Source organism: Streptomyces sp. NPDC002958 (assembly GCF_055563255.1).
The window spans coordinates 1-18,188 of sequence record NZ_JBVHDS010000034.1 but is presented as its reverse complement, the minus strand read 5'-3'; the positions used below and the strand labels follow the sequence as shown (position 1 = coordinate 18,188).

Genomic DNA, 18,188 nt, shown 5'->3' with positions numbered 1-18,188 from the left:
CGGGGCCGGTGGCGGTGCGGTGAGCCCGGGTGCCCGCGTGACCGGGTTCCGCTGTTCGGAGTCCTCCACCGGGCCCCGTACACCAAGCCGGTGGAAGACTTGGGCGGGTGACCGAATCCTCCGGTGGTACGCAGCTGCGGTGTCTGGTGACCGGTGCCTCCGGGTACATCGGCGGCAGACTGGTGCCCGCACTCCTCGACGCCGGCCACCGGGTGCGCGCGCTGGCCAGGACCCCGCAGAAACTACGTGACCACCCGTGGGCGGACCGGGTGGAGGTGGTCGAGGGCGATGTCTCCGACGCCGCTTCGGTGTTGGCGGCGATGCGGGACATGGATGTGGCGTACTACCTGGTCCACGCGCTCGGCACCGGGCCCGGATTCGAGGAGAAGGACCGCGAGGCGGCCCGGATCTTCGGTGCGCAGGCGTGGGCGGCGGAGGTCGGCAGGATCGTATACCTCGGCGGGCTCACCCCGGCCGGCGTACCTGAGCAGGAACTGTCACCGCATCTGCGGTCGCGGGCCGAGGTGGGGCGCATTCTGCTGGATTCCGGGGTGCCGACGGCCGTACTGCGGGCCGCGGTCGTCATCGGATCGGGATCGGCCTCGTTCGAGATTCTGCGTCATCTCACCGAACGGCTGCCGGTGATGATCACCCCGAGCTGGGTACGCACGTCCATCCAGCCGATCGCGGTACGGGACGTGGTGCGGTATCTCGTCGGCTGCGCCCGTCTGCCGGCCGAGGTGAACCGCACGTTCGACATCGGCGGCCCGGACGTCATGACGTACCGGGACATGATGCGGCGGTACGCCGAGGTCGCCGGGCTGCCGCACCGGGTCATCCTCCCCGTACCGGTGCTCACCCCGGGACTCTCCAGTCTCTGGATCGGCCTGGTGACACCGGTGCCGCCCTCCATCGCCCAGCCGCTGGCGGAGTCGCTGCGTCACGAGGTGGTCTGCCACGAGCGCGACATCGCCCAGTACGTACCCGATCCGCCCGGCGGCACCATCGCCTTCGAGCAGGCGCTTCGACTGGCGCTCCAGCGGATCAAGGATGCCCGGGTGGACACCCGCTGGTCGTCCGCGGCGGTGCCCGGTGCACCCAGTGACCCGCTCCCCACCGACCCCGACTGGTCCGGTGGCAGTCTCTACCGCGACGAACGGGAACTGACGGTGCCGGTGGCGCCGGACGCGCTCTGGCGGGTGATCGAGGGCATCGGCGGCGAGAACGGCTGGTACTCCTTCCCGCTCGCCTGGGCCGTGAGGGGCTGGCTCGACCGGATCGTCGGCGGCGTCGGGCTGCGGCGCGGGCGGCGGGACGCACAGCGGCTGCGGGTGGGTGACTCATTGGACTTCTGGCGTGTGGAGGAGATCGTTCCGGGTGAGCTGCTGCGGCTGCGCGCGGAGATGCGGCTACCCGGTCCGGCCTGGCTCGAACTGTCGGTGGGCCAAGACGAGCAAGGGCGAACGCTCTATCGACAGCAGGCGCTGTTCCATCCGCACGGACTGCTCGGCCACGCCTACTGGTGGAGCGTGTGGCCGTTCCACTCGGTGGTGTTCGGTGGAATGGCCCGCAATATCACCGCAGCGGCACGGGCGTACTCGCAGCGCTCCGCCGCATAACACCCGGATGGCCAAGGACATCTGATGATGCGCCAGCTATGGTGTGCGTGGCCTGTCCGTCGCCGACCGCACGGGAGGTGCGCTCCGTGTCACGCCGACTGCGTTCCGTGGAACTCGACTTCGTCGAATCCGCTCCACTGCGACTGATCTTCGCCGCCGAGGTGTCCGCGCCTCCCGAGGCGGTCTATCGTGCGCTCGCCGATGATGTGGCGGGCTGGCCGAGTTGGTTCACCTCGGTGACGGCGGCCCGGCCCACCGAAGAGGGCGCGGGTCGCGAAGTCCGGCTCAAGGGCGGCGCGGTGATGCGCGAGACGATCCTCGCGGCGGAGCCCGGCGAGCGATACGCCTACCGCGTCGACGAGACCAACGCCCCCGGCCTGCTGGCCCTGCTGGAGGAGTGGCGACTCACCCCGTCCGGGACCGGGACGCAGGTGCGGTGGACCTTCGCCGCGGACGGTTCCACACCCTTCCGGTTCGCCCTGCGGCTGGGCCGGTCGGGGGTGGGCCGGGCGTTCCGGGACGCGGTGCGCAATCTCGACAGGCGGCTGGACGGGCCCGCGGCCCGATAGCCGCCGCGGACCGCGCACATCTCGCTGCGTCCGGGCTATCCGGGCCAGTCGCCGCTGCTCAGGAAGGCGTCGATGGTTTCCGTGTAAGGGGCGATGTCCAGGCCCTGTTCGGCGAGCCAGCTGTCGGAGTAGTACTTGTCGAGGTAGCGGTCGCCCGGGTCACAGATCAGGGTGACGATGCTGCCGGTGCTGCCCCGCTCGACCATCTCGGCGACCAGCTTGAACGCGCTCCACAGGCCGGTGCCGGTGGAGCCGCCGGCCTTCCGGCCGATGGCCTGCTCCAGGGCGCGTACGGCCGCGACGCTGGCCGCGTCCGGCACCTTCATCATCCGGTCGATGGCCCCGGGCACAAAGCTCGGCTCCATCCGGGGCCTGCCGATGCCCTCGATCCTGGAACCGCAGTCGCTGGTGGCCAGGGGGTTGTGCTGGGTCCAACCGTCGAAGAAACAGGAGTTCTCCGGGTCGGGCACACAGATCAGGGTGTCGAACTGCATGTAGTGCACGTAGCGGGCGATGGTCGCCGAGGTGCCACCGGTTCCGGCCGTGGCGACGATCCACGTCGGCTCCGGATAGCGCTCAAATCTCAACTGCTGGTAGATCGACTCGGCAATGTTGTTGTTGCCGCGCCAGTCAGTGGCCCGTTCGGCGTAGGTGAACTGGTCCATGTAGTGGCCGCCGGTGTCGGCGGCGAGCGTGGCGGACTCCTCATACATCTTCCGTGAATCGTCGACGAAGTGGCAGCGACCGCCGTGGAATTCGATCAGCCGGCACTTCTCGGGGCTGGTGGTGCGGGGCATCACCGCGATGAACGGCACACCGATCAGCTTGGCGAAGTACGCTTCCGAGACGGCTGTCGAACCGCTGGACGCCTCGATCACCGGCTTGCCCGGCCGGATCCAGCCGTTGCAGAGCCCGTAGAGGAAGAGCGAGCGCGCCAGCCGGTGCTTGAGGCTGCCGGTGGGGTGCGTCGACTCGTCCTTGAGGTACAGGTCGATGCCCCATGCCTCGGGCAGCGGGAAGCGCAGCAGATGGGTGTCGGCGGAGCGGTTGGCGTCGGCCTGGACCTTGCGTACGGCCTCCTTGAGCCAGGTCCGGTACTCGGGGTCGGAGCGGTCGACGTCGACGGTCGCCGCGGCCCGGCCGCCCTGTCTGTGCTCACGTGTGCCCATCAGCGCGTTCCTCCTCGTGTCACCGGACTCTCCGCCGTCAACGATATTCCCCCTACTTGCACAAACGTTCACTTTGATGCCCCATAGCCCTGCCTTGGCGTGACGGACGGGACAGGTGCGGCATTGAGCCAAGACGCGGCCTGGCGCGTCGGCCCCGGCTTGTGCAGACTGCCCATCAGAAGCGTTACTTAGGGGGCGAAGCAGTCATGGCGGAAACGGAGTTCAGTGCGACGGGGGTACGGATCGAGCGGTGGGCCCGCTCGCTCACGAGGGCGGGGCAGGTCATCGTCAAGGACGGCAGGCTGGCCCTGCTGACCAGTTATGGCCGGGAGATCGACAGCGCCCCCGTGGTGGCGGTGAGCGCGGGCAGGCCGTGGTTCGCCGGAGCCGGTGCGGCCGTGGCACGCCTCAACGGGACGCGGTACCGGCTGACGATGGGGCAGCGCAACCACGGTCCGGACAAGGCCGGGTTCGCCCACAGATTTCTCGAGACGCTGCGCAGTGCGGGCGGCCGGATGATCTGACAGGGGGAGCCACCGGGGCACCGCGAGTTGCGGAGCCGTGACCCCTGAGCGACATTGGACCTGTGTCACTCGTGGTGCGTCGGCGGTGACACTGTGATCGACGCCGCCGGACCAGAATCAGCAGCCGCCCGACTGCTGGATCCGTCCCTTCGTCTTCTTCCGGACCTATTTCGGGGAGTCGCAGCCGTGATCAGCAAGCCAAGGAGGCACTGCACGGTGGAGCTCCAGGCCCTGCCGTCGCGGATCGGCCAGGTCCGCAGAATCGTTTCGGCGCAGCTGCGCTACTGGCATCTCGATCCTTTGATCGACCATGCGGCGCTCGGCGTCACCGAACTGCTGACCAATGTCCACCGGCATGCCCAGCCGGACAAGTCATGCACCGTCGAGATCGAGTTGCTGCTCGAACGGCTGACGGTGTCCGTCCACGACCACGACCCCCGGCTGCCGACCGTGCGCGAGGCCAATGCGTCCAGTACGTCGGGGCGCGGACTCGCACTGATCGCCGCGGTCAGCGAGAGCTGGGGGGCCCACCCCAGGGGCAGGGCCGGGAAGGTTGTCTGGTTCACTCTTCCGGCGCCTTGCCTGTTTGCCGCGAAGCCGCCGCACTCGGTGTACGGGGCAACCACTGATGGGCCGTTCGAGCCGGACGCCGTCACGTATCTGGAGAGCAGGACACCCTCCGTCGCACGGTCGGCGGTGGTCGGCTAGGGCGTGTTTCGAAAGTAGCGCCGTCCGCCCGGAGGGCGGGCCCCGCGGCGTCTGGTGCGTGCGATCGCAAGGCGCCGGAATGGTCTCGGATGGGGTCTCCCCTGCTCGAACGAAGCTGAGAGCTTGGGGAAGGAGCTACTGGGGCATTTTTGCAACGCCGCGAGCGTGCGCGCCAGACGCCGCGGGGCAGGCGGGACTTTCGAAACACGCCCTAGCGACCGGCAAGTTCGCCCGTCAAGGAGCGGCAGCCCGTGCGTGTGATCGCAACTCGGCCGGAAGCCCTTGCAGCGGAGCCACCTGGACTTTTGGCCGAGGCCTCGAGCGCGCGTGCCCGTCATGCAAGCGCGGCCAGCGGATCGTCCAGCACCGGTTGCCAGGCCAGTTCCGCCGCCCCCACCAGGCTGTTGTGGTCGAGCGTGCACGGCAGGATCGGCACACTGCCGCTGCGCCCCCACAGGCTGCGGTCGGCCACCACCGCGCGCAGCCGCACCGGATCCGCTTCGAGCAGGGCGCGGTGCAGTCCGCCGAGGATGATGCGGTCCGGGTTGAGAAGGTTGACCAGCCCGGCGAGTCCGAGGCCGAGCCGGTCGATCAGCTCCTCGGCTGCGCCCCGCACCGCCGCGTCCTCGTACTCCCTGCGCAGCAGATCACCGGCCTGCTTGAGCAGCGACTCCTCCGGGCCTGGTTCGCGTCGGGCGGTTGTGAGGAAGGCCAGCGGGTCGGTCTCGACGTCCAGGCAGCCGCGACCGCCGCAGTGGCACGGGCGACCCTCGGGGTTCACCGTGAGATGACCCACCTCCAGGGCGAGTCCCGAACTCCCGGTGTGCAGACGGCCGTCGAGAACCAGTGCACCGCCCACGCCGCGGTGGCCAGTGGCCACACAGAGCAGATGCTGGGCGCCTCGCCCGGCACCGTGCCGGTGCTCGGCGAGCGCGGCGAGGTTGACGTCGTTCCCGGTGAACGCGGGTCCGGGGATGCCCGCTGCCTGTACGCAGTCGGCGAAGATATCGCGCACCGGGGCGCCCGCCGGCCAGGCGATGTGCAGCGGGTTGAGCGCGGTGCCCTCCGGTTCGGCGACCGCGGAGGGCACCGCGAGGCCCGCGCCGACGCAGCGCAGTCCACTGTCTCGCAGCAACCGGGCGCAGTCGTCGACCACTTCACCGATGACCTGTGCCGGGTCCGCCGTGATGGTGACACATCCGGGGGCGGTGGCGACGAGCCGTCCCCCGAGCCCTACGAGTGCGGCCCGGAACCCGTCGACATGCACCTGCGCGGCGATGGCGACGGGCCCGGACTCCCTGATGGCCAGCCGGTGCGAGGGGCGGCCCTGCGAGCCGGCGGCGGAACCCGGCCGGGAGTCGACCCGGATCAGGCCGAGCGCCTCCAGTTCTGCGGCGACCGCACCGGCCGTAGCCCGGGTGACGCCGAGCTCGGAGGTGAGGACGGCGCGGGTGGGCGCGCGTCCGGTGTGGATCAGTTCCAGCGCGGGTCCGAGCGCGCTGCGGCCCCTCTCCAACTTTGTCCGGGTGGTGGTCACCTTGCCGTTCATGGGGGCGAGTCTCCCATGATCCGCCAGTGCTGCCGACTCCCCGGTGGCGCACTTGCGCCCCTTGCGGCCACGGCGGGCGGCCATCTTGCGCCTGTTGTCCGAACGCCCCTATGCTGACTTTGTGCCGCAACTAAACAAATTCTGGACGGCACTGCCGGGGAAACCGGGCGGAAACACCGCCCCATCTTCGTCGGCCCGCCTCCGTACCGCGCTGACCGTGTTCTTCGCCCTCGACGGCTTCCTCTTCGCCGGCTGGGTGGTCCGGATCCCCGCCATCAAGCACCAGACCGGCGCCTCGGCCTCCACCCTGGGCCTCGCCCTGCTCGGCGTATCCGCCGGGGCCGTGGTGACCATGATGCTCACCGGCCGACTGTGCCGGCGCTTCGGCAGCCATCCGGTGACCGTGGTCTGCGGCGTTCTGCTCTCCCTCAGCATCGCCCTGCCCGCGCAGACGCATTCGGCGCTCGCGCTCGGCCTGGTGCTGCTGGTCTTCGGTGCCGCGTACGGCGGGATGAACGTGGCGATGAACAGCGCGGCGGTCGATCTGGTCACCGCTCTGCGGCGCCCCGCGATGCCCAGCTTCCACGCCGCGTTCAGCCTCGGCGGAATGGTCGGTGCCGGTCTCGGCGGGCTGGTCGCGGGCAGCCTCTCCCCCGCCGCGCATCTCTTCGCCCTGACCGGGGTCGGGCTCCTGGTCACCGCGGCGGTCGGGCCGGCGCTGCTGCGTCACCCGGCACCGAAGGCCGCACCCACGGCCGGCGACTCCGAGGAGCCGCGGCAACTGGACGGGCGGGCCCGCCGGATGGTGCTCCTGTTCGGCGCGATCGCGCTCTGCACCGCGTACGGCGAAGGCGCGCTGGCCGACTGGGGCGCCCTCCACCTGGAACAGGACCTGCATGCCCACCCGGGCGTCGCCGCCGCCGGATACTCCCTGTTCGCACTGGCCATGACGGCCGGTCGCCTCAGCGGCACGACGCTGCTCGAACGGCTCGGCCAGACCCGGACCCTCGTCGCGGGCGGTGCGACGGCCGCTGCCGGCATGCTGCTCGGCTCGCTCGCCCCGACCACCTGGCCGGCGCTCCTCGGTTTCGCCGTCACCGGTCTCGGTCTGGCCAATATCTTCCCCGTCGCGGTCGGCCGGGCGGGCGAGCTGGCCGGGCCCGGTGGCGTGGCCGCCGCGTCGACTCTCGGCTACGGGGGGATGCTGCTCGGACCGCCCTCGATCGGCTTCCTGGCCGACTGGTTCTCCCTCCCGGTGGCCCTCATCACAGTAGCGCTGCTGGCCGCGGTGGCCGCGGTACTGGGGTACGGAGCACGCAACGCGGCCCATGCCTGAGAGCTCGGCCGACCGTACTGCGGAATCGGCCGAACTCGCTCCGTCGGGCAGCCCGGACCACTGAAACAATCGAGGCCATGGAGATCAAGGATCACATCGAGTCCCTGACCATCGAAGGACAGCTGCTGGCGACCGCGGCACAGGAAGCGGGGACCGGGGTGCCGGTGCCGACCTGCCCGGGCTGGCAGGTACGCGACCTGCTCCGGCACACCGGGATGGTCCACCGCTGGGCGACCGCGTTCATCACCGAGGGCCACACCTCGTACCGTCCGAACGGCGGGGAACCCGATCTGGACGGGACCGAGCTGCTCAACTGGTTCCGCGAGGGCCACGATCTGCTGGTCGACGCACTGGCGGCCGCACCGGCCGGGCTGGAGTGCTGGACCTTCATGCCCGCGCCGTCCCCACTGGCCTTCTGGGCCCGGCGCCAGGCGCACGAGACCACGATTCACCGGGCGGACGCGGAGTCGGCACGGGGCGGTCGGCTGTCACCGGTGACGGCCGAACACGCGGTGGACGGAATCGACGAACTGCTGCGCGGCTTCCACGCCCGCCCGAAGAGCAAGGTGCGTACCGACACTCCGCGTTCCCTGCGGGTACGGGCCACCGACAAGGGCACCACCTGGACCGTGCGGCTCTCGCCCAAGCCACCGCAGGCCGTACAAGAGGAAGCTGCGCCCGAAGAGGGCTCTGTGGACTGCGAGTTGAGTGCGACGGCCGAGGAGCTCTACCTGACGCTCTGGAACAGGATGCCGCTCACAGCGGTCACCATGACGGGCGACCCGGAGCCGGCCCGGCTCTGGTGCGAGAGCTCCGGAGTCACCTGGTCCTGACAGCGGGCCGGGGCGAGGCGGCGTCCGACAAGGCTCTCGGCCCCGGCCCATTCAGCCTCCGGGCGAGCACCGACCTCTGCCACGGCTTCACCTCGGCGTGCCGCGCCCGGCCCTTCGCCGTCAGCTCGCCCCTGGCACCTCGCCGGCCCTTCGCTGCACATCCCCCGGCGTACGAGGTCGCCCTTCTTCAGCCGTGTGACCAGGCGGGACAGCGCGCTGATCACCCGTACTCGCTGTGAAGTACGTCGTACAGGGCGGGCGGGGGCCCCAGAAGTACGGAAGCCTCTTCAGCGGCTCCGGCTGCCGAGGAGGCCGACCGTGCGGGCCAGTTCGGTGACGGCTTCCCGGAAGAAGATCTCCCGGGCCTCCACCACCCGGTTGAACTGGCCGAAGATCTCGAAGGAGATCAGCCCGAAGAGCTGCGACCAGGCGGCGATCAGGGGGGCCGCAACCTCCACAGGAAGGTCGGGGGCGAACTCGGCGACCATCCGCTCGGCCTCGGCGCGCAGCTCGTCGGCGAGCGGCGGCACGGCAAGACCGTCCGCGCGATAGGCCTCGCCGACGACGGCGATCAGGACGAGCCCGACACGGGAGGCGGGGCCGATCGTCGCCTGCGGTGCGGTGTAACCGGGCACGGGCGAACCGTAGATCAGGGCGTACTCATGGGGGTGCTCGAGGGCCCAGCCGCGTACGGCGCGGGCGACATCGGTCCAGCGTGTGAGGTGGGGGGCGGCCTCGTCGCGGGCGGCCCGGTGGGCGGCCTCGGCGGTCTCGCCCACGGAGTCGTACGCATCGACGATCAGGGCGGTGAGCAGTTCGTCCCGGCTCGGGAAGTAGCGGTAGAGCGCGGAGGACGCCATACCGAGCTCCCGTGCGACGGCGCGCAGTGAGAGCTTTGCGGCACCTTCGGCCGCGAGTTGCTTCTTCGCCTCGTCCTTGATGGCGGCGGTGACCTCGATGCGGGCCCGTTCCCTGGCTCCTCGGATAGCGCTCATGGTTTTCAGTCTGCCACGAGTCAAGAGCACCGACCGACAACGAGAGCGCCGCTCTTCTTTTGAGCGCCACTTCCGTGCACACTGACCTCAAGCGAGAGCACTGCTCTCAAACCAGTGGGGAGTCACCATGTCTCAGCCGTACTACCTTCAGGGCAACGCCTTCACCGTCCGAATGAACGGCATCATCGGCTGGCTGGCCCGGCACGGCGTCAGCCTGTTCGGCTCGGCCGAGATGTCGGTGCGCGGCCGGAAGAGCGGGCAGATGCAACGCATCCCCGTGAACCCCCACACCCATGACGGCGCGCAATATCTGATCTCCGCGCGGGGCCACTCCCAGTGGGTGCGCAACATGCGGGTCGCCGGCGGCGGCGAGCTGCGGATGGGCCGGAAGATCCTTACCTTCACGGCCGTGGAGATCGCGGACGACGAGCACAAGGCGCTGATCGTCCGCACCTACCTGGAGCGGTGGGGCTGGGAGGTCAACCAGTACTTCCGGGGTATCACCGCAAAGTCCACGGATGCCGAACTCCTGGCCGCCTGCCCGGACCACCCCGTTTTCCGGATCACAGTGGAGGGCTGACCGTGCGTCCCGGCCCGCCCTCGACGACGGGTCCTAACGGTCCATCGCCGACAGGGCCCGCTGCGCAAGCGGATGCGTACGGACCAGCTCGGCCAGCGAAGTCGTTCCCCGCGTGACCCCGGCGAACGCGTTCCAGGCCGGGCGGAATCCCGTCAGCACCGCATGCAGCACCCCCGGACGGCGCTCGAACAGCTTCAGCATGCGCCGCCCGACGCCCATCTCAACACCCAGGCCGGCCTTGATGGCGAAGGCGTAGTTGAGCGCCTGGCGTCGGGCGTCGACCGCATCGTGCGACTCCGCGATCCGGACCGCCCACTCACCGGCGAGCCGCCCCGACCGCAATGCGAAGGAGATGCCTTCGCGGGTCCACGGCTCCAGCAGCCCCGCCGCATCCCCACACACCAGCACCCGCCCGCGCGACAGCGGCGAGTCGTCGCTGCGGCAGCGCGTCAGATGCCCGGAGGAGATCTTCGGCTCGAAGCCGGCGAGACCGAGCCGGGCGATGAAGTCCTCCAGATACCGCTTGGTCCCGGCCCCGTCACCCCGCGCCGAGATCACGCCGACGGTGAGGGTGTCACCCTTGGGGAACACCCAGCCGTAACTCCCGGGCATGGGGCCCCAGTCGATCAGCACCCGCCCCGCCCAGTCCTCCGCGACCGTCTCCGGAACCGGGATCTCCGCCTCCAGGCCGAGGTCCACCTGGTCGAGCTTCACCCCGACATGGGCTCCTATCCGCCCCGCGCTGCCGTCGGCACCGACGACCGCGCGGGCCAGGACCGTCTCGCCGCCGGACAGCACCACGGCGACCGTGCGCCGGTCCGGTACCGCGGCGCCGTGCTGCTCGACCCTCGTCACCGTCGCTCCGGTGCGGAGTTCGGCGCCTGCCTTCTGTGCCTCCTCGACCAGCCCCGCGTCGAACTCGGGGCGGTTGATGAGCCCGAAGAGCATCCGCTTGGAGCGGCGGGTGCGCGCCAGTCTGCCGTTGAGCGAGAACGTGACCGCGTGGATCCGGTCCCGCAGCGGCAGTTCGAACCCGGGCGGCAGCGAATCACGCGAATACCCGATGATGCCGCCGCCACAGGTCTTGTAGCGTGGCAGTTCCGCCTTCTCGAGGAGCAGTACCCGTCGGCCGGCGACCGCCGCCGCGTATGCCGCGGAGGCTCCGGCCGGTCCGCCGCCGACTACGACGACGTCCCACACGGACGACTCTTCGTGCTCATGTCCGGCATCTGCGTTCTCGCTGCTCACGATGTGCTTCTGCTCCCGATCCCACCAGTGGCCCATGCTGCTCCCGGCATCCTACGGCGCGCCCGGCCCAACCCCCGCTGTGGGAGGATCGACCGTGCGTTCGTCATACATGCAACGCCGCACACTCGGTGTGCATGTACCCGGATTCGTACATATAACGTCGCACCCACGAGGAGCGTGCCCATGACCGCCCGTCCGATCTCCGAGACCATTGCCTCGCTGATGCCCCGTGCCATGGCGGAGCTGACCGAGCTGGTGGCCTTCCAGTCGGTGGCGGATCCCGCGCAGTTCCCGAAGAGCGAATGCGAGGCGGCCGCCAACTGGGTCGCCGACGCACTGCGCGCCGAGGACTTCCAGGATGTCGCCCTTCTCGACACTCCCGACGGCACCCAGTCGGTGTACGGCTTCCTGCCCGGCCCCGCCGGCGCCCCGACCGTACTGCTCTACGCGCACTACGATGTGCAGCCGCCGCTCGACGAGTCCGCCTGGCTCTCCCCGCCGTTCGAGCTGACGGAGCGGGACGGCCGCTGGTTCGGTCGCGGCGCGGCCGACTGCAAGGGCGGCTTCATCATGCATCTCCTCGCCCTGCGCGCCCTCAAGACCGACGGTGGCGTCCCGGTCTCCGTCAAGGTGATCGCCGAGGGTTCCGAGGAGCAGGGCACCGGCGGTCTCGAACGGTACGCCGAGGCGCACCCCGGACTGCTGGCCGCCGACACGATCGTCATCGGCGACACCGGCAACTTCCGGGTCGGTCTGCCGACGGTCACCGCGACGCTGCGCGGTATGACGATGCTGCGGGTCACACTGGACACCCTCGAAGGGAACCTGCACTCCGGGCAGTTCGGCGGCGCCGCCCCGGACGCGCTGGCCGCGATGATCCAGCTGCTGGCGTCGCTGCGCGCCGAGGACGGCACCACGACCGTCGATGGGCTCGCCACCGACGCCGAATGGGACGGACTGCAGTACCCGGAGGCCGAGTTCCGCAAGGACGCGAAGGTCCTCGACGGCGTCGAACTGATCGGCACGGGTACGGTCGCCGACCGGATCTGGGCCCGGCCCGCCGTCACCGTCATCGGTATCGACTGCCCGCCGGTGGTCGGCGCGACACCCTCGCTGCAGGCGAGCGCACGGGCACAGGTCAGCCTGCGGGTGCCGCCGGGCCAGGACGCCGCTGCGGCGACCGAACTACTGACCGCCCACCTCAAGGCGCACGCCCCGTGGGGAGCCCGGGTTTCGGTGGAACAGGTCGGCCAGGGCCAGCCGTTCCGCGCGGACACCTCCAGCCCGGCGTACACGTCGATGGCGCAGGCGATGGAAGCGGCGTACCCGGGCGAGAAGATGCAGACGTGCGGGATGGGCGGCTCGATCCCGCTCTGCAACACCCTCGCCGCCCTCTACCCGGACGCCGAGATCCTGCTGATCGGCCTGAGCGAGCCGGAAGCCCAGATCCACGCGGTGAACGAGAGCGTGTCGCCCGAGGAACTGGAGCGGCTGTCGCTCGCCGAAGCGCTGTTCCTGCGGAACTACGCGGAGTCCAAGCGGTCCTGACTGCGCGTCACTGACTCCGCCAGGCTGCGCGGAGCCGGTCCGCCGCCCTGTCGGCACCGGACCGGCTGTGCCCCTCGCGCCCGGGCCACCCGCCACCGGTCGGTCCGGGCCGGTCTCATAGGATCGGCCCGTGCCAACGGGTACGGGGACGGGAATCGGCTGGCGATCCGCTCACCGACGACGCCGCCGCGGTGCTGCGTGCCTCAGCCGACCGGGACTCCGGCCTCCAGGTTGAGCACGGTCGACCGCTCCCGGGCTCGCAGTGCCCAGCGCAGCCGTTCGTACCGGGTGGGAGGCAGCATGGTGGCCGCCTCCGCCTCGGTGACGAACCGCCAGCCGCGCAGTTCGGAACCGGGCAGCAGCAGCCGTTCGGCGTCCGCGCCGGGCAGCAGGCCGCCGTCGAAGAGCATCCGCAGTCCTCCGTAGCCGGGTGGGGCGGGCGCCTCCCAGTCGACGACGAGGAGTTTCGGCACCCGGTCGAGGTGGATGCCTATCTCCTCCGCCACTTCACGGATCCCGGCCTGTGCCGGTGCCTCGCCGGCCTCTACTATTCCGCCCGGGAACTCCCAGCCGGGCTTGTACGTCGGGTCGACCAGCAGCACCCGGTCGTGTTCGTCGAAGAGCAGTACGCCGGCCGCGACGGTCTCCGCGGTCGGCTCGGGCGTCTGCACGATTTCGCATGCGGTGGCCGCTCCGGTGCGCACCGCATCGGCTATCCGCTCGGCCGTCTCGTACGGGGTGAGCGAGCTGGTGTCGATGGTATGGGCGTCCTGGCTGAGCCAGCCGAGCGCCGCCCGGTAGGGCTCGATGTGCTCGTAGGCCCACTGCCGGATCCGTTCGCTGTGCTCCGGGTCGTCGGCGAACTCCACCCGGTCGGCGATCCGTTTACGCAGGATCGTTTCCTCAGGTGAGAGCAGGACATGTCGCACCGGAATGCGCCGGGAGGCGAGCCCTCCGAAGATCTCGTCACGGTACTCCTGTCGCAGCAGTGTCATCGGCACCACCAGCACCCCGGACACCTCGGCGAGCACGGCCGCGGCGGTGTCCACCACCAGACGCCGCCAGATCGGCAGGTCCTGGAAGTCCGTCACCTCGGCAAGTCTCTTCTGGGGCAGCAGATACCGCATCCCCGCGCCGATCAGTTCGGGGTCGTAGAAGGTGCTGTTCGGGATCAGATCGACCAGTTCGCGCGCGGCGCTCGTCTTGCCCGCGCTGAACGCACCGTTGATCCAGACGATCACGGTTCCCCCTCTTCCGTAGCCCCCTGTGGCTTGCCCGCAACACCCTGCCGCGAAAACCCGGCTGTGGCGATGCTGTTACCCGAAAGGAACCAACGGATGCCCGCGGTCGGCGTCCCCCTGTGAAGCCGACCACGGCGAGTGACAGCACAACGGGCATGTACAGCGTCGACTCGTAGAAGCGGCTGAAGCGCACGCCCCGGTCGATGAGTACGGCGAGCAACAGCCCGAATGGTGCGGCGACCAGGCCGAGGAAGGCGAGCCAGAGCAGATTGTGCCGGGCGGCGGGCCAGAGCTGCGGGTAATTGGTGAAGAGGGTTGCGTTGTTCTGCGTACCGCCCCATCTGATGTCACCGATGCCGTCCCAGCTGGTGAGGGAGGGCACGACGGTCGGTGCACAGCTGGTACGTCTGGTGGTCACCGATGGCGGACGGCGTCGATTCCGACCACGCGGACTGGGCGGACCTGCGTATCACCTGCTGACAGGGAGCTGACGCGCAATCGCGGCCGCGTCGCGGCTCCGATCGCCGGACGGGCCCGGGACATCGGTCCAGCCCGTACGGCGCTTCTCGCCTCGACGCCGACGGCCTGGCCCTACACAGCCACCGCACCGCCCGGGCGCACCCGCACCGCCGCGGCTGCCGCGCCCACCAGACCTGCGTCGGTGCCCATCACCGCCGGGGTCACCGTGAGCTGCTGGACGAAGGAGAGCGTGGCGTACTGGCTCAGGGCACGGCGCAACGGAGCGAAGAGGATGTCGCCCGCTCCGGCCACTCCCCCGCCGATCACCGCGATGTCGATCTCGACGAGCGTGGCGGTGGCGGCGATTCCGGCGGCCAGTGCCTGAGCGGCCCGCTCGAACGAGGCGATGGCGACCGGGTCCCCGGCGCGCGCGGCAGCGGCCACGGCGGCGGCCGAGGCATCGCCGTCCGGTCCGGGCCGCCAGCCGGCCTCCAGCGCCCGGCGGGCGATGTTCGGTCCGCTGGCGATGCGCTCGACGCAGCCGCGCGAACCGCACGGGCACGGGTCACCGTCCAGATCCACGCTGACGTGACCGATGTGCCCGGCGTTGCCCGTGGGACCGGGGTGGAGCTTTCCGCCGAGGACGAGCCCGCCGCCGACCCCTGTCGACACGACCATGCACAGCGCGTTGTCATAACCGCGGGCCGCGCCCAGCCAGTGCTCTGCCGCCGTCATCGCGACCCCGTCGCCGACCAGTTCGACGGGCAGTCCGCCGACCGCCTTGCCGACCCGCTCCACCAGCGGGAAGTCGCGCCAGCCAGGAACGTTGACGGGGCTCACCGTACCGGCCGAGGCGTCCACCGGGCCCGCGCTGCCGATACCGACGGCCGTCGCCCTCCCCCACAGCGGCGAACCGGACAGCTCGGCCAGGACCTCCGCCACGGCCCCCATCACCCTCTCGGCGCTCTCCCGGGCGGGCGTCGGCCGCTGCGCCCGTACGAGAAGCACGCCGCTGCCGTCCACCAGCGCGGCGGCGATCTTGGTGCCGCCGATGTCCAGCGCGGCAACGAGGTCGGTATGCATCGGTGGCTCCGTGAGTCGGGGGCGAGGACCTGCGGTTTCAGTAAGTGGTCTGCCCAGTCTCCATTCAGCTGACAACGTTGTCCAGGGCCTATGCTCGACGGCACAGCCTCCGGCCCCCTTGCAGCACCGCTCGCGGACACGCCGGACCGCCCGCACCCGACGACAGGACAGCGCACCGTGGCCGAGACCGCCCGTCATTCCGAGATCCGTTACGGCAACAGGCCGACCATGAAGGATGTGGCCGCCCGTGCCGGAGTGGGCCTCAAGACGGTCTCCCGTGTGGTCAACAGCGAGCCGGGGGTCACGCCCGACACCGAACGCCGGGTCCAGGAGGCCATCGAGGCGCTCGGTTTCCGCCGCAACGACAGCGCGCGCGTCCTGCGCAAGGGTCGCACCGCTTCCATCGGCCTGGTCCTGGAGGACCTCGCCGACCCGTTCTACGGGCCTCTGAGCCGCGCGGTGGAGGAGGTCGCCCGGGCACACGGCGCCCTGCTCATCAACGGGTCGAGCGCCGAGGATCCGGAGCGCGAGCAGGAGCTCGTACTCGCCCTGTGTGCGCGCCGGGTGGATGGGCTCATCGTGATTCCGGCCGGTGACGACCACCGCTATCTGGAACCGGAGATGAAAGCCGGCATCGCCACCGTCTTCGTGGACCGCCCGGCGGGCCGCATCGACGCCGACACGGTGCTGTCCGACAACTTCGGCGGCGCCCGCGAGGGCGTCGCGCATCTGATCGCGCACGGCCATCGCCGGATCGGCTTCATCGGCGACCAGCCGCGCATCCACACCGCCACCGAGCGACTGCGCGGCTACCACGCGGCCATGGCGGACGTCGGGACGGCGGTCGAGGACTCCTGGGTCTCCCTCGGGCCGACCGACCCCGACCGGGTTCGGGCCGCCGCCGAGAAGATGCTCTCCGGCCCCGAGCCCGTCACCGCGCTGTTCGCAGGCAACAACCGGGTGACGGTGACAGCGGTACGTGTCCTCGCGGAGCAGGATCACCGGGTCGCCCTGGTCGGCTTCGACGACATCGAACTGGCCGACCTGCTCGGCATCACCGTCATCTCCCAGGACGCCGCCGCCGTCGGCCGCACCGCCGCCGAGCACCTCTTCCGCCGCCTGGACGGCGCCGACCACGCCCCGGCCCGCGTAGAGCTCCCCACGACGCTCATTCCACGCGGCTCGGGCGAGGTGCCGCCGGCCTGAGACACGGGGCAGCCACGGTCAGCATGAACACAACGGCCGACGCGAGCCCCCTACGGTGCGGTCACCGTGAGCCCGCCCCGCCCCGGCGACGCGAACGCGTCCAGGTCCGCGCGCGTCAGCCCGGTCAGTCGGCCGACCTCCGCGGTGTCCAGGGCGCCGCAGTCGATTCCGCGCAGGAGATAGCCGCTGAGCGCCTTGGCGGTTGCGGGTTCGTCCATGACGTCGCCGCCGGCCTTGGCGACGTACGCGGCGAGTCGCGCGGCGGCCTGCTCCAGGCCCTCACGGTAGAAGGTGTAGACGGCCGCGTAGCGGGTCGGCAGGTGGCCGGGGTGCATGTCCCAGCCCTGGTAGTAGGCGCGGGCCAGGGCGCGGCGGGTGAGGCCGTAGTGGAGCCGCCAGGCCTCGTGGACCTGGTGGGTGGGGCCGACCGGAAGGACGTTGGTGGAGCCGTCGGAGACCCGTACGCCGGTCCCGGCGGCGGCTACCTGCATGACGGCTTTGGCGTGGTCGGCGGCCGGGTGGTCGCCGGCCTGGTAGGCGGCGCTGACACCGACGCAGGCGCTGTAGTCGAAGGTGCCGTAGTGGAGACCGGTGGCGCGGCCCTGCGCGGCGTCGATCATGCGGGCGACTGCGGCGGTGCCGTCGGCGGCGAGGATGGACTGGCTGGTCTCGATCTGGATCTCGAAGCCGAGTCGGCCGACCGGCAGCGCGTGCGCCCGCTCGAACGCTTCGAGGAGCCGGACGAAGGCCGTGACCTGCTCGGGGTACGTCACCTTGGGGAGGGTGAGAACCAGCCCGTCGGGGAGGCCTCCCGCCTGCATCAGGCCGGTGAGGAAAATGTCCGTGGTGCGGATGCCGCGGTCGCGTACGGCGGCCTCCATGCACTTCATCCGGATGCCCATGTACGGCGCCGCCGTGCCGTTCTCGTACGCCTTGGAGACGAGCCGGGCGGCGCGGGCAGCGGCCTCGTCCTCCTCGGCGTCGGGGCGGGGGCCGTAACCGTCCTCGAAGTCGATGCGCAGGTCCTCGACGGGCTCGCGCTCCAGCTTGGCGCGCACCCTGTCGTGGACGGGTGCGGCAAGTTCGTCCGGGATGCCGAGGACGGCGGCGAAGGAGGCCGCGTCGGGGGCATGCTCGTCGAGGGCCTTGAGCGCCTGGTCGCCCCAGGAGCGGATGGTGCCCGAGGTGAACGTGTCACCGGGGACGTAGACCGTGTGGACCGGTTGGCGCGTCCCCGGGTCTCCCGGGTAGCGGCGAGCGAGCTCGGCGTCGACCGGGGTGAGGGAGGAACTGATCTCCTCACTGACCGCACCGGCAAGGCTCGTTGCCACCTTCTCCTGCTGACCCATATCCACACCCTCCACAGTCACGCCGTTTCCGTGTACTGGAGTCAACAGTCCGCATAGTGAAGTTATAAGGCCAGCAAACCCGCGTCAATGGTGATCGGAAACGGTCCGGGGCCGCGTGGTGAGTTCACACCGCGCGGCCCCGGACCGTCGGAAAAGGGGTGCAGCTGGACGG

General features: G+C 70.5%; 16 protein-coding genes and 2 pseudogenes. 10 read left to right on the top strand and 8 right to left on the bottom strand.

Annotation, left to right across the window (positions count from 1 at the left end; genetic code table 11):
• Positions 1 to 107: 107 nt before the first annotated feature.
• Positions 108 to 1,619 carry an SDR family oxidoreductase gene (locus ACZ3IC_RS31640; RefSeq protein ID WP_467421878.1) on the top strand — a complete coding sequence of 504 codons (1,512 nt, stop codon included), beginning with the start codon at positions 108 to 110 and terminating at the stop codon, positions 1,617 to 1,619.
• 86 nt (positions 1,620 to 1,705) lie between these two features.
• Positions 1,706 to 2,188: an SRPBCC family protein gene (locus tag ACZ3IC_RS31635; protein WP_467421875.1), complete on the top strand. Its 483-nt coding sequence runs from the start codon at positions 1,706 to 1,708 to the stop codon at positions 2,186 to 2,188.
• Between the two features lie 35 nt (positions 2,189 to 2,223).
• Here ACZ3IC_RS31635 and ACZ3IC_RS31630 read toward each other — a convergent pair whose 3' ends face one another.
• The gene (locus tag ACZ3IC_RS31630; RefSeq protein ID WP_467421873.1) at positions 2,224 to 3,357 is read right to left on the bottom strand and encodes a PLP-dependent cysteine synthase family protein; all 1,134 of its coding nucleotides are present in this window, start codon (positions 3,355 to 3,357) and stop codon (positions 2,224 to 2,226) included.
• 206 nt (positions 3,358 to 3,563) lie between these two features.
• Here ACZ3IC_RS31630 and ACZ3IC_RS31625 point away from each other — a divergent pair, with 206 nt between their 5' ends.
• Together ACZ3IC_RS31625 and ACZ3IC_RS31620 are read left to right on the top strand one after the other, a co-directional pair.
• Positions 3,564 to 3,881: a hypothetical protein gene (locus tag ACZ3IC_RS31625; RefSeq protein WP_467421870.1), complete on the top strand. Its 318-nt coding sequence runs from the start codon at positions 3,564 to 3,566 to the stop codon at positions 3,879 to 3,881.
• 186 nt (positions 3,882 to 4,067) lie between these two features.
• On the top strand, positions 4,068 to 4,589 hold the full coding sequence (locus ACZ3IC_RS31620) for an ATP-binding protein (protein ID WP_467421868.1): 522 nt from the start codon (positions 4,068 to 4,070) through the stop codon (positions 4,587 to 4,589).
• A gap of 334 nt (positions 4,590 to 4,923) precedes the next feature.
• Here ACZ3IC_RS31620 and ACZ3IC_RS31615 read toward each other — a convergent pair whose 3' ends face one another.
• Positions 4,924 to 6,138: an ROK family protein gene (locus ACZ3IC_RS31615; protein ID WP_467421866.1), complete on the bottom strand. Its 1,215-nt coding sequence runs from the start codon at positions 6,136 to 6,138 to the stop codon at positions 4,924 to 4,926.
• Between the two features lie 121 nt (positions 6,139 to 6,259).
• Here ACZ3IC_RS31615 and ACZ3IC_RS31610 point away from each other — a divergent pair, with 121 nt between their 5' ends.
• Positions 6,260 to 7,474 carry an MFS transporter gene (locus ACZ3IC_RS31610; protein ID WP_467421864.1) on the top strand — a complete coding sequence of 405 codons (1,215 nt, stop codon included), beginning with the start codon at positions 6,260 to 6,262 and terminating at the stop codon, positions 7,472 to 7,474.
• Positions 7,475 to 7,551: 77 nt separating this feature from the next.
• Positions 7,552 to 8,307: a maleylpyruvate isomerase family mycothiol-dependent enzyme gene (locus ACZ3IC_RS31605; protein WP_467421862.1), complete on the top strand. Its 756-nt coding sequence runs from the start codon at positions 7,552 to 7,554 to the stop codon at positions 8,305 to 8,307.
• A 287-nt stretch (positions 8,308 to 8,594) separates the two neighbouring features.
• Here ACZ3IC_RS31605 and ACZ3IC_RS31600 read toward each other — a convergent pair whose 3' ends face one another.
• Complete coding sequence (locus tag ACZ3IC_RS31600) at positions 8,595 to 9,302, bottom strand: TetR/AcrR family transcriptional regulator (protein WP_467421860.1); 708 nt, start codon at positions 9,300 to 9,302, stop codon at positions 8,595 to 8,597.
• A gap of 127 nt (positions 9,303 to 9,429) precedes the next feature.
• On the opposite strand from ACZ3IC_RS31600, the gene ACZ3IC_RS31595 reads away from it, so the two are divergent.
• Positions 9,430 to 9,882 (top strand): nitroreductase/quinone reductase family protein, encoded by a 453-nt coding sequence (locus tag ACZ3IC_RS31595; protein WP_467421858.1) that lies wholly within the window; start codon positions 9,430 to 9,432, stop codon positions 9,880 to 9,882.
• A gap of 33 nt (positions 9,883 to 9,915) precedes the next feature.
• Here the strand turns inward: ACZ3IC_RS31595 and ACZ3IC_RS31590 are convergent, their stop codons facing one another.
• A complete protein-coding gene (locus ACZ3IC_RS31590) occupies positions 9,916 to 11,130 on the bottom strand; it encodes a geranylgeranyl reductase family protein (protein ID WP_467421856.1) in 1,215 nt (404 codons plus the stop codon).
• A gap of 183 nt (positions 11,131 to 11,313) precedes the next feature.
• Here ACZ3IC_RS31590 and ACZ3IC_RS31585 point away from each other — a divergent pair, with 183 nt between their 5' ends.
• Positions 11,314 to 12,678: a M20/M25/M40 family metallo-hydrolase gene (locus ACZ3IC_RS31585; protein ID WP_467421854.1), complete on the top strand. Its 1,365-nt coding sequence runs from the start codon at positions 11,314 to 11,316 to the stop codon at positions 12,676 to 12,678.
• 203 nt (positions 12,679 to 12,881) lie between these two features.
• Here the strand turns inward: ACZ3IC_RS31585 and ACZ3IC_RS31580 are convergent, their stop codons facing one another.
• Both ACZ3IC_RS31580 and ACZ3IC_RS31575 read right to left on the bottom strand, forming a co-directional pair.
• Positions 12,882 to 13,919 (bottom strand): NUDIX hydrolase, encoded by a 1,038-nt coding sequence (locus tag ACZ3IC_RS31580; RefSeq protein ID WP_467421852.1) that lies wholly within the window; start codon positions 13,917 to 13,919, stop codon positions 12,882 to 12,884.
• 121 nt (positions 13,920 to 14,040) lie between these two features.
• Positions 14,041 to 14,337, bottom strand: a pseudogene (locus ACZ3IC_RS31575) (hypothetical protein); the annotation flags it as partial.
• Between ACZ3IC_RS31575 and ACZ3IC_RS31570 the strand changes: the two are divergent.
• Positions 14,309 to 14,399 (top strand): annotated as a pseudogene (locus ACZ3IC_RS31570) (NPCBM/NEW2 domain-containing protein); the annotation flags it as partial. The pseudogenes ACZ3IC_RS31575 and ACZ3IC_RS31570 sit on opposite strands and share 29 nt — an antisense overlap.
• A 111-nt stretch (positions 14,400 to 14,510) precedes the next feature.
• Here ACZ3IC_RS31570 and ACZ3IC_RS31565 read toward each other — a convergent pair.
• Complete coding sequence (locus ACZ3IC_RS31565) at positions 14,511 to 15,461, bottom strand: ROK family protein (protein ID WP_467421850.1); 951 nt, start codon at positions 15,459 to 15,461, stop codon at positions 14,511 to 14,513.
• A 177-nt stretch (positions 15,462 to 15,638) separates the two neighbouring features.
• Between ACZ3IC_RS31565 and ACZ3IC_RS31560 the strand changes: the two genes are divergently transcribed.
• On the top strand, positions 15,639 to 16,667 hold the full coding sequence (locus ACZ3IC_RS31560; protein WP_467421847.1) for a LacI family DNA-binding transcriptional regulator: 1,029 nt from the start codon (positions 15,639 to 15,641) through the stop codon (positions 16,665 to 16,667).
• A gap of 50 nt (positions 16,668 to 16,717) precedes the next feature.
• On the opposite strand, the gene ACZ3IC_RS31555 is transcribed toward ACZ3IC_RS31560, so the two are convergent.
• On the bottom strand, positions 16,718 to 18,016 hold the full coding sequence (locus tag ACZ3IC_RS31555) for a DUF6986 family protein (RefSeq protein WP_467421845.1): 1,299 nt from the start codon (positions 18,014 to 18,016) through the stop codon (positions 16,718 to 16,720).
• Positions 18,017 to 18,188: the final 172 nt, after the last annotated feature.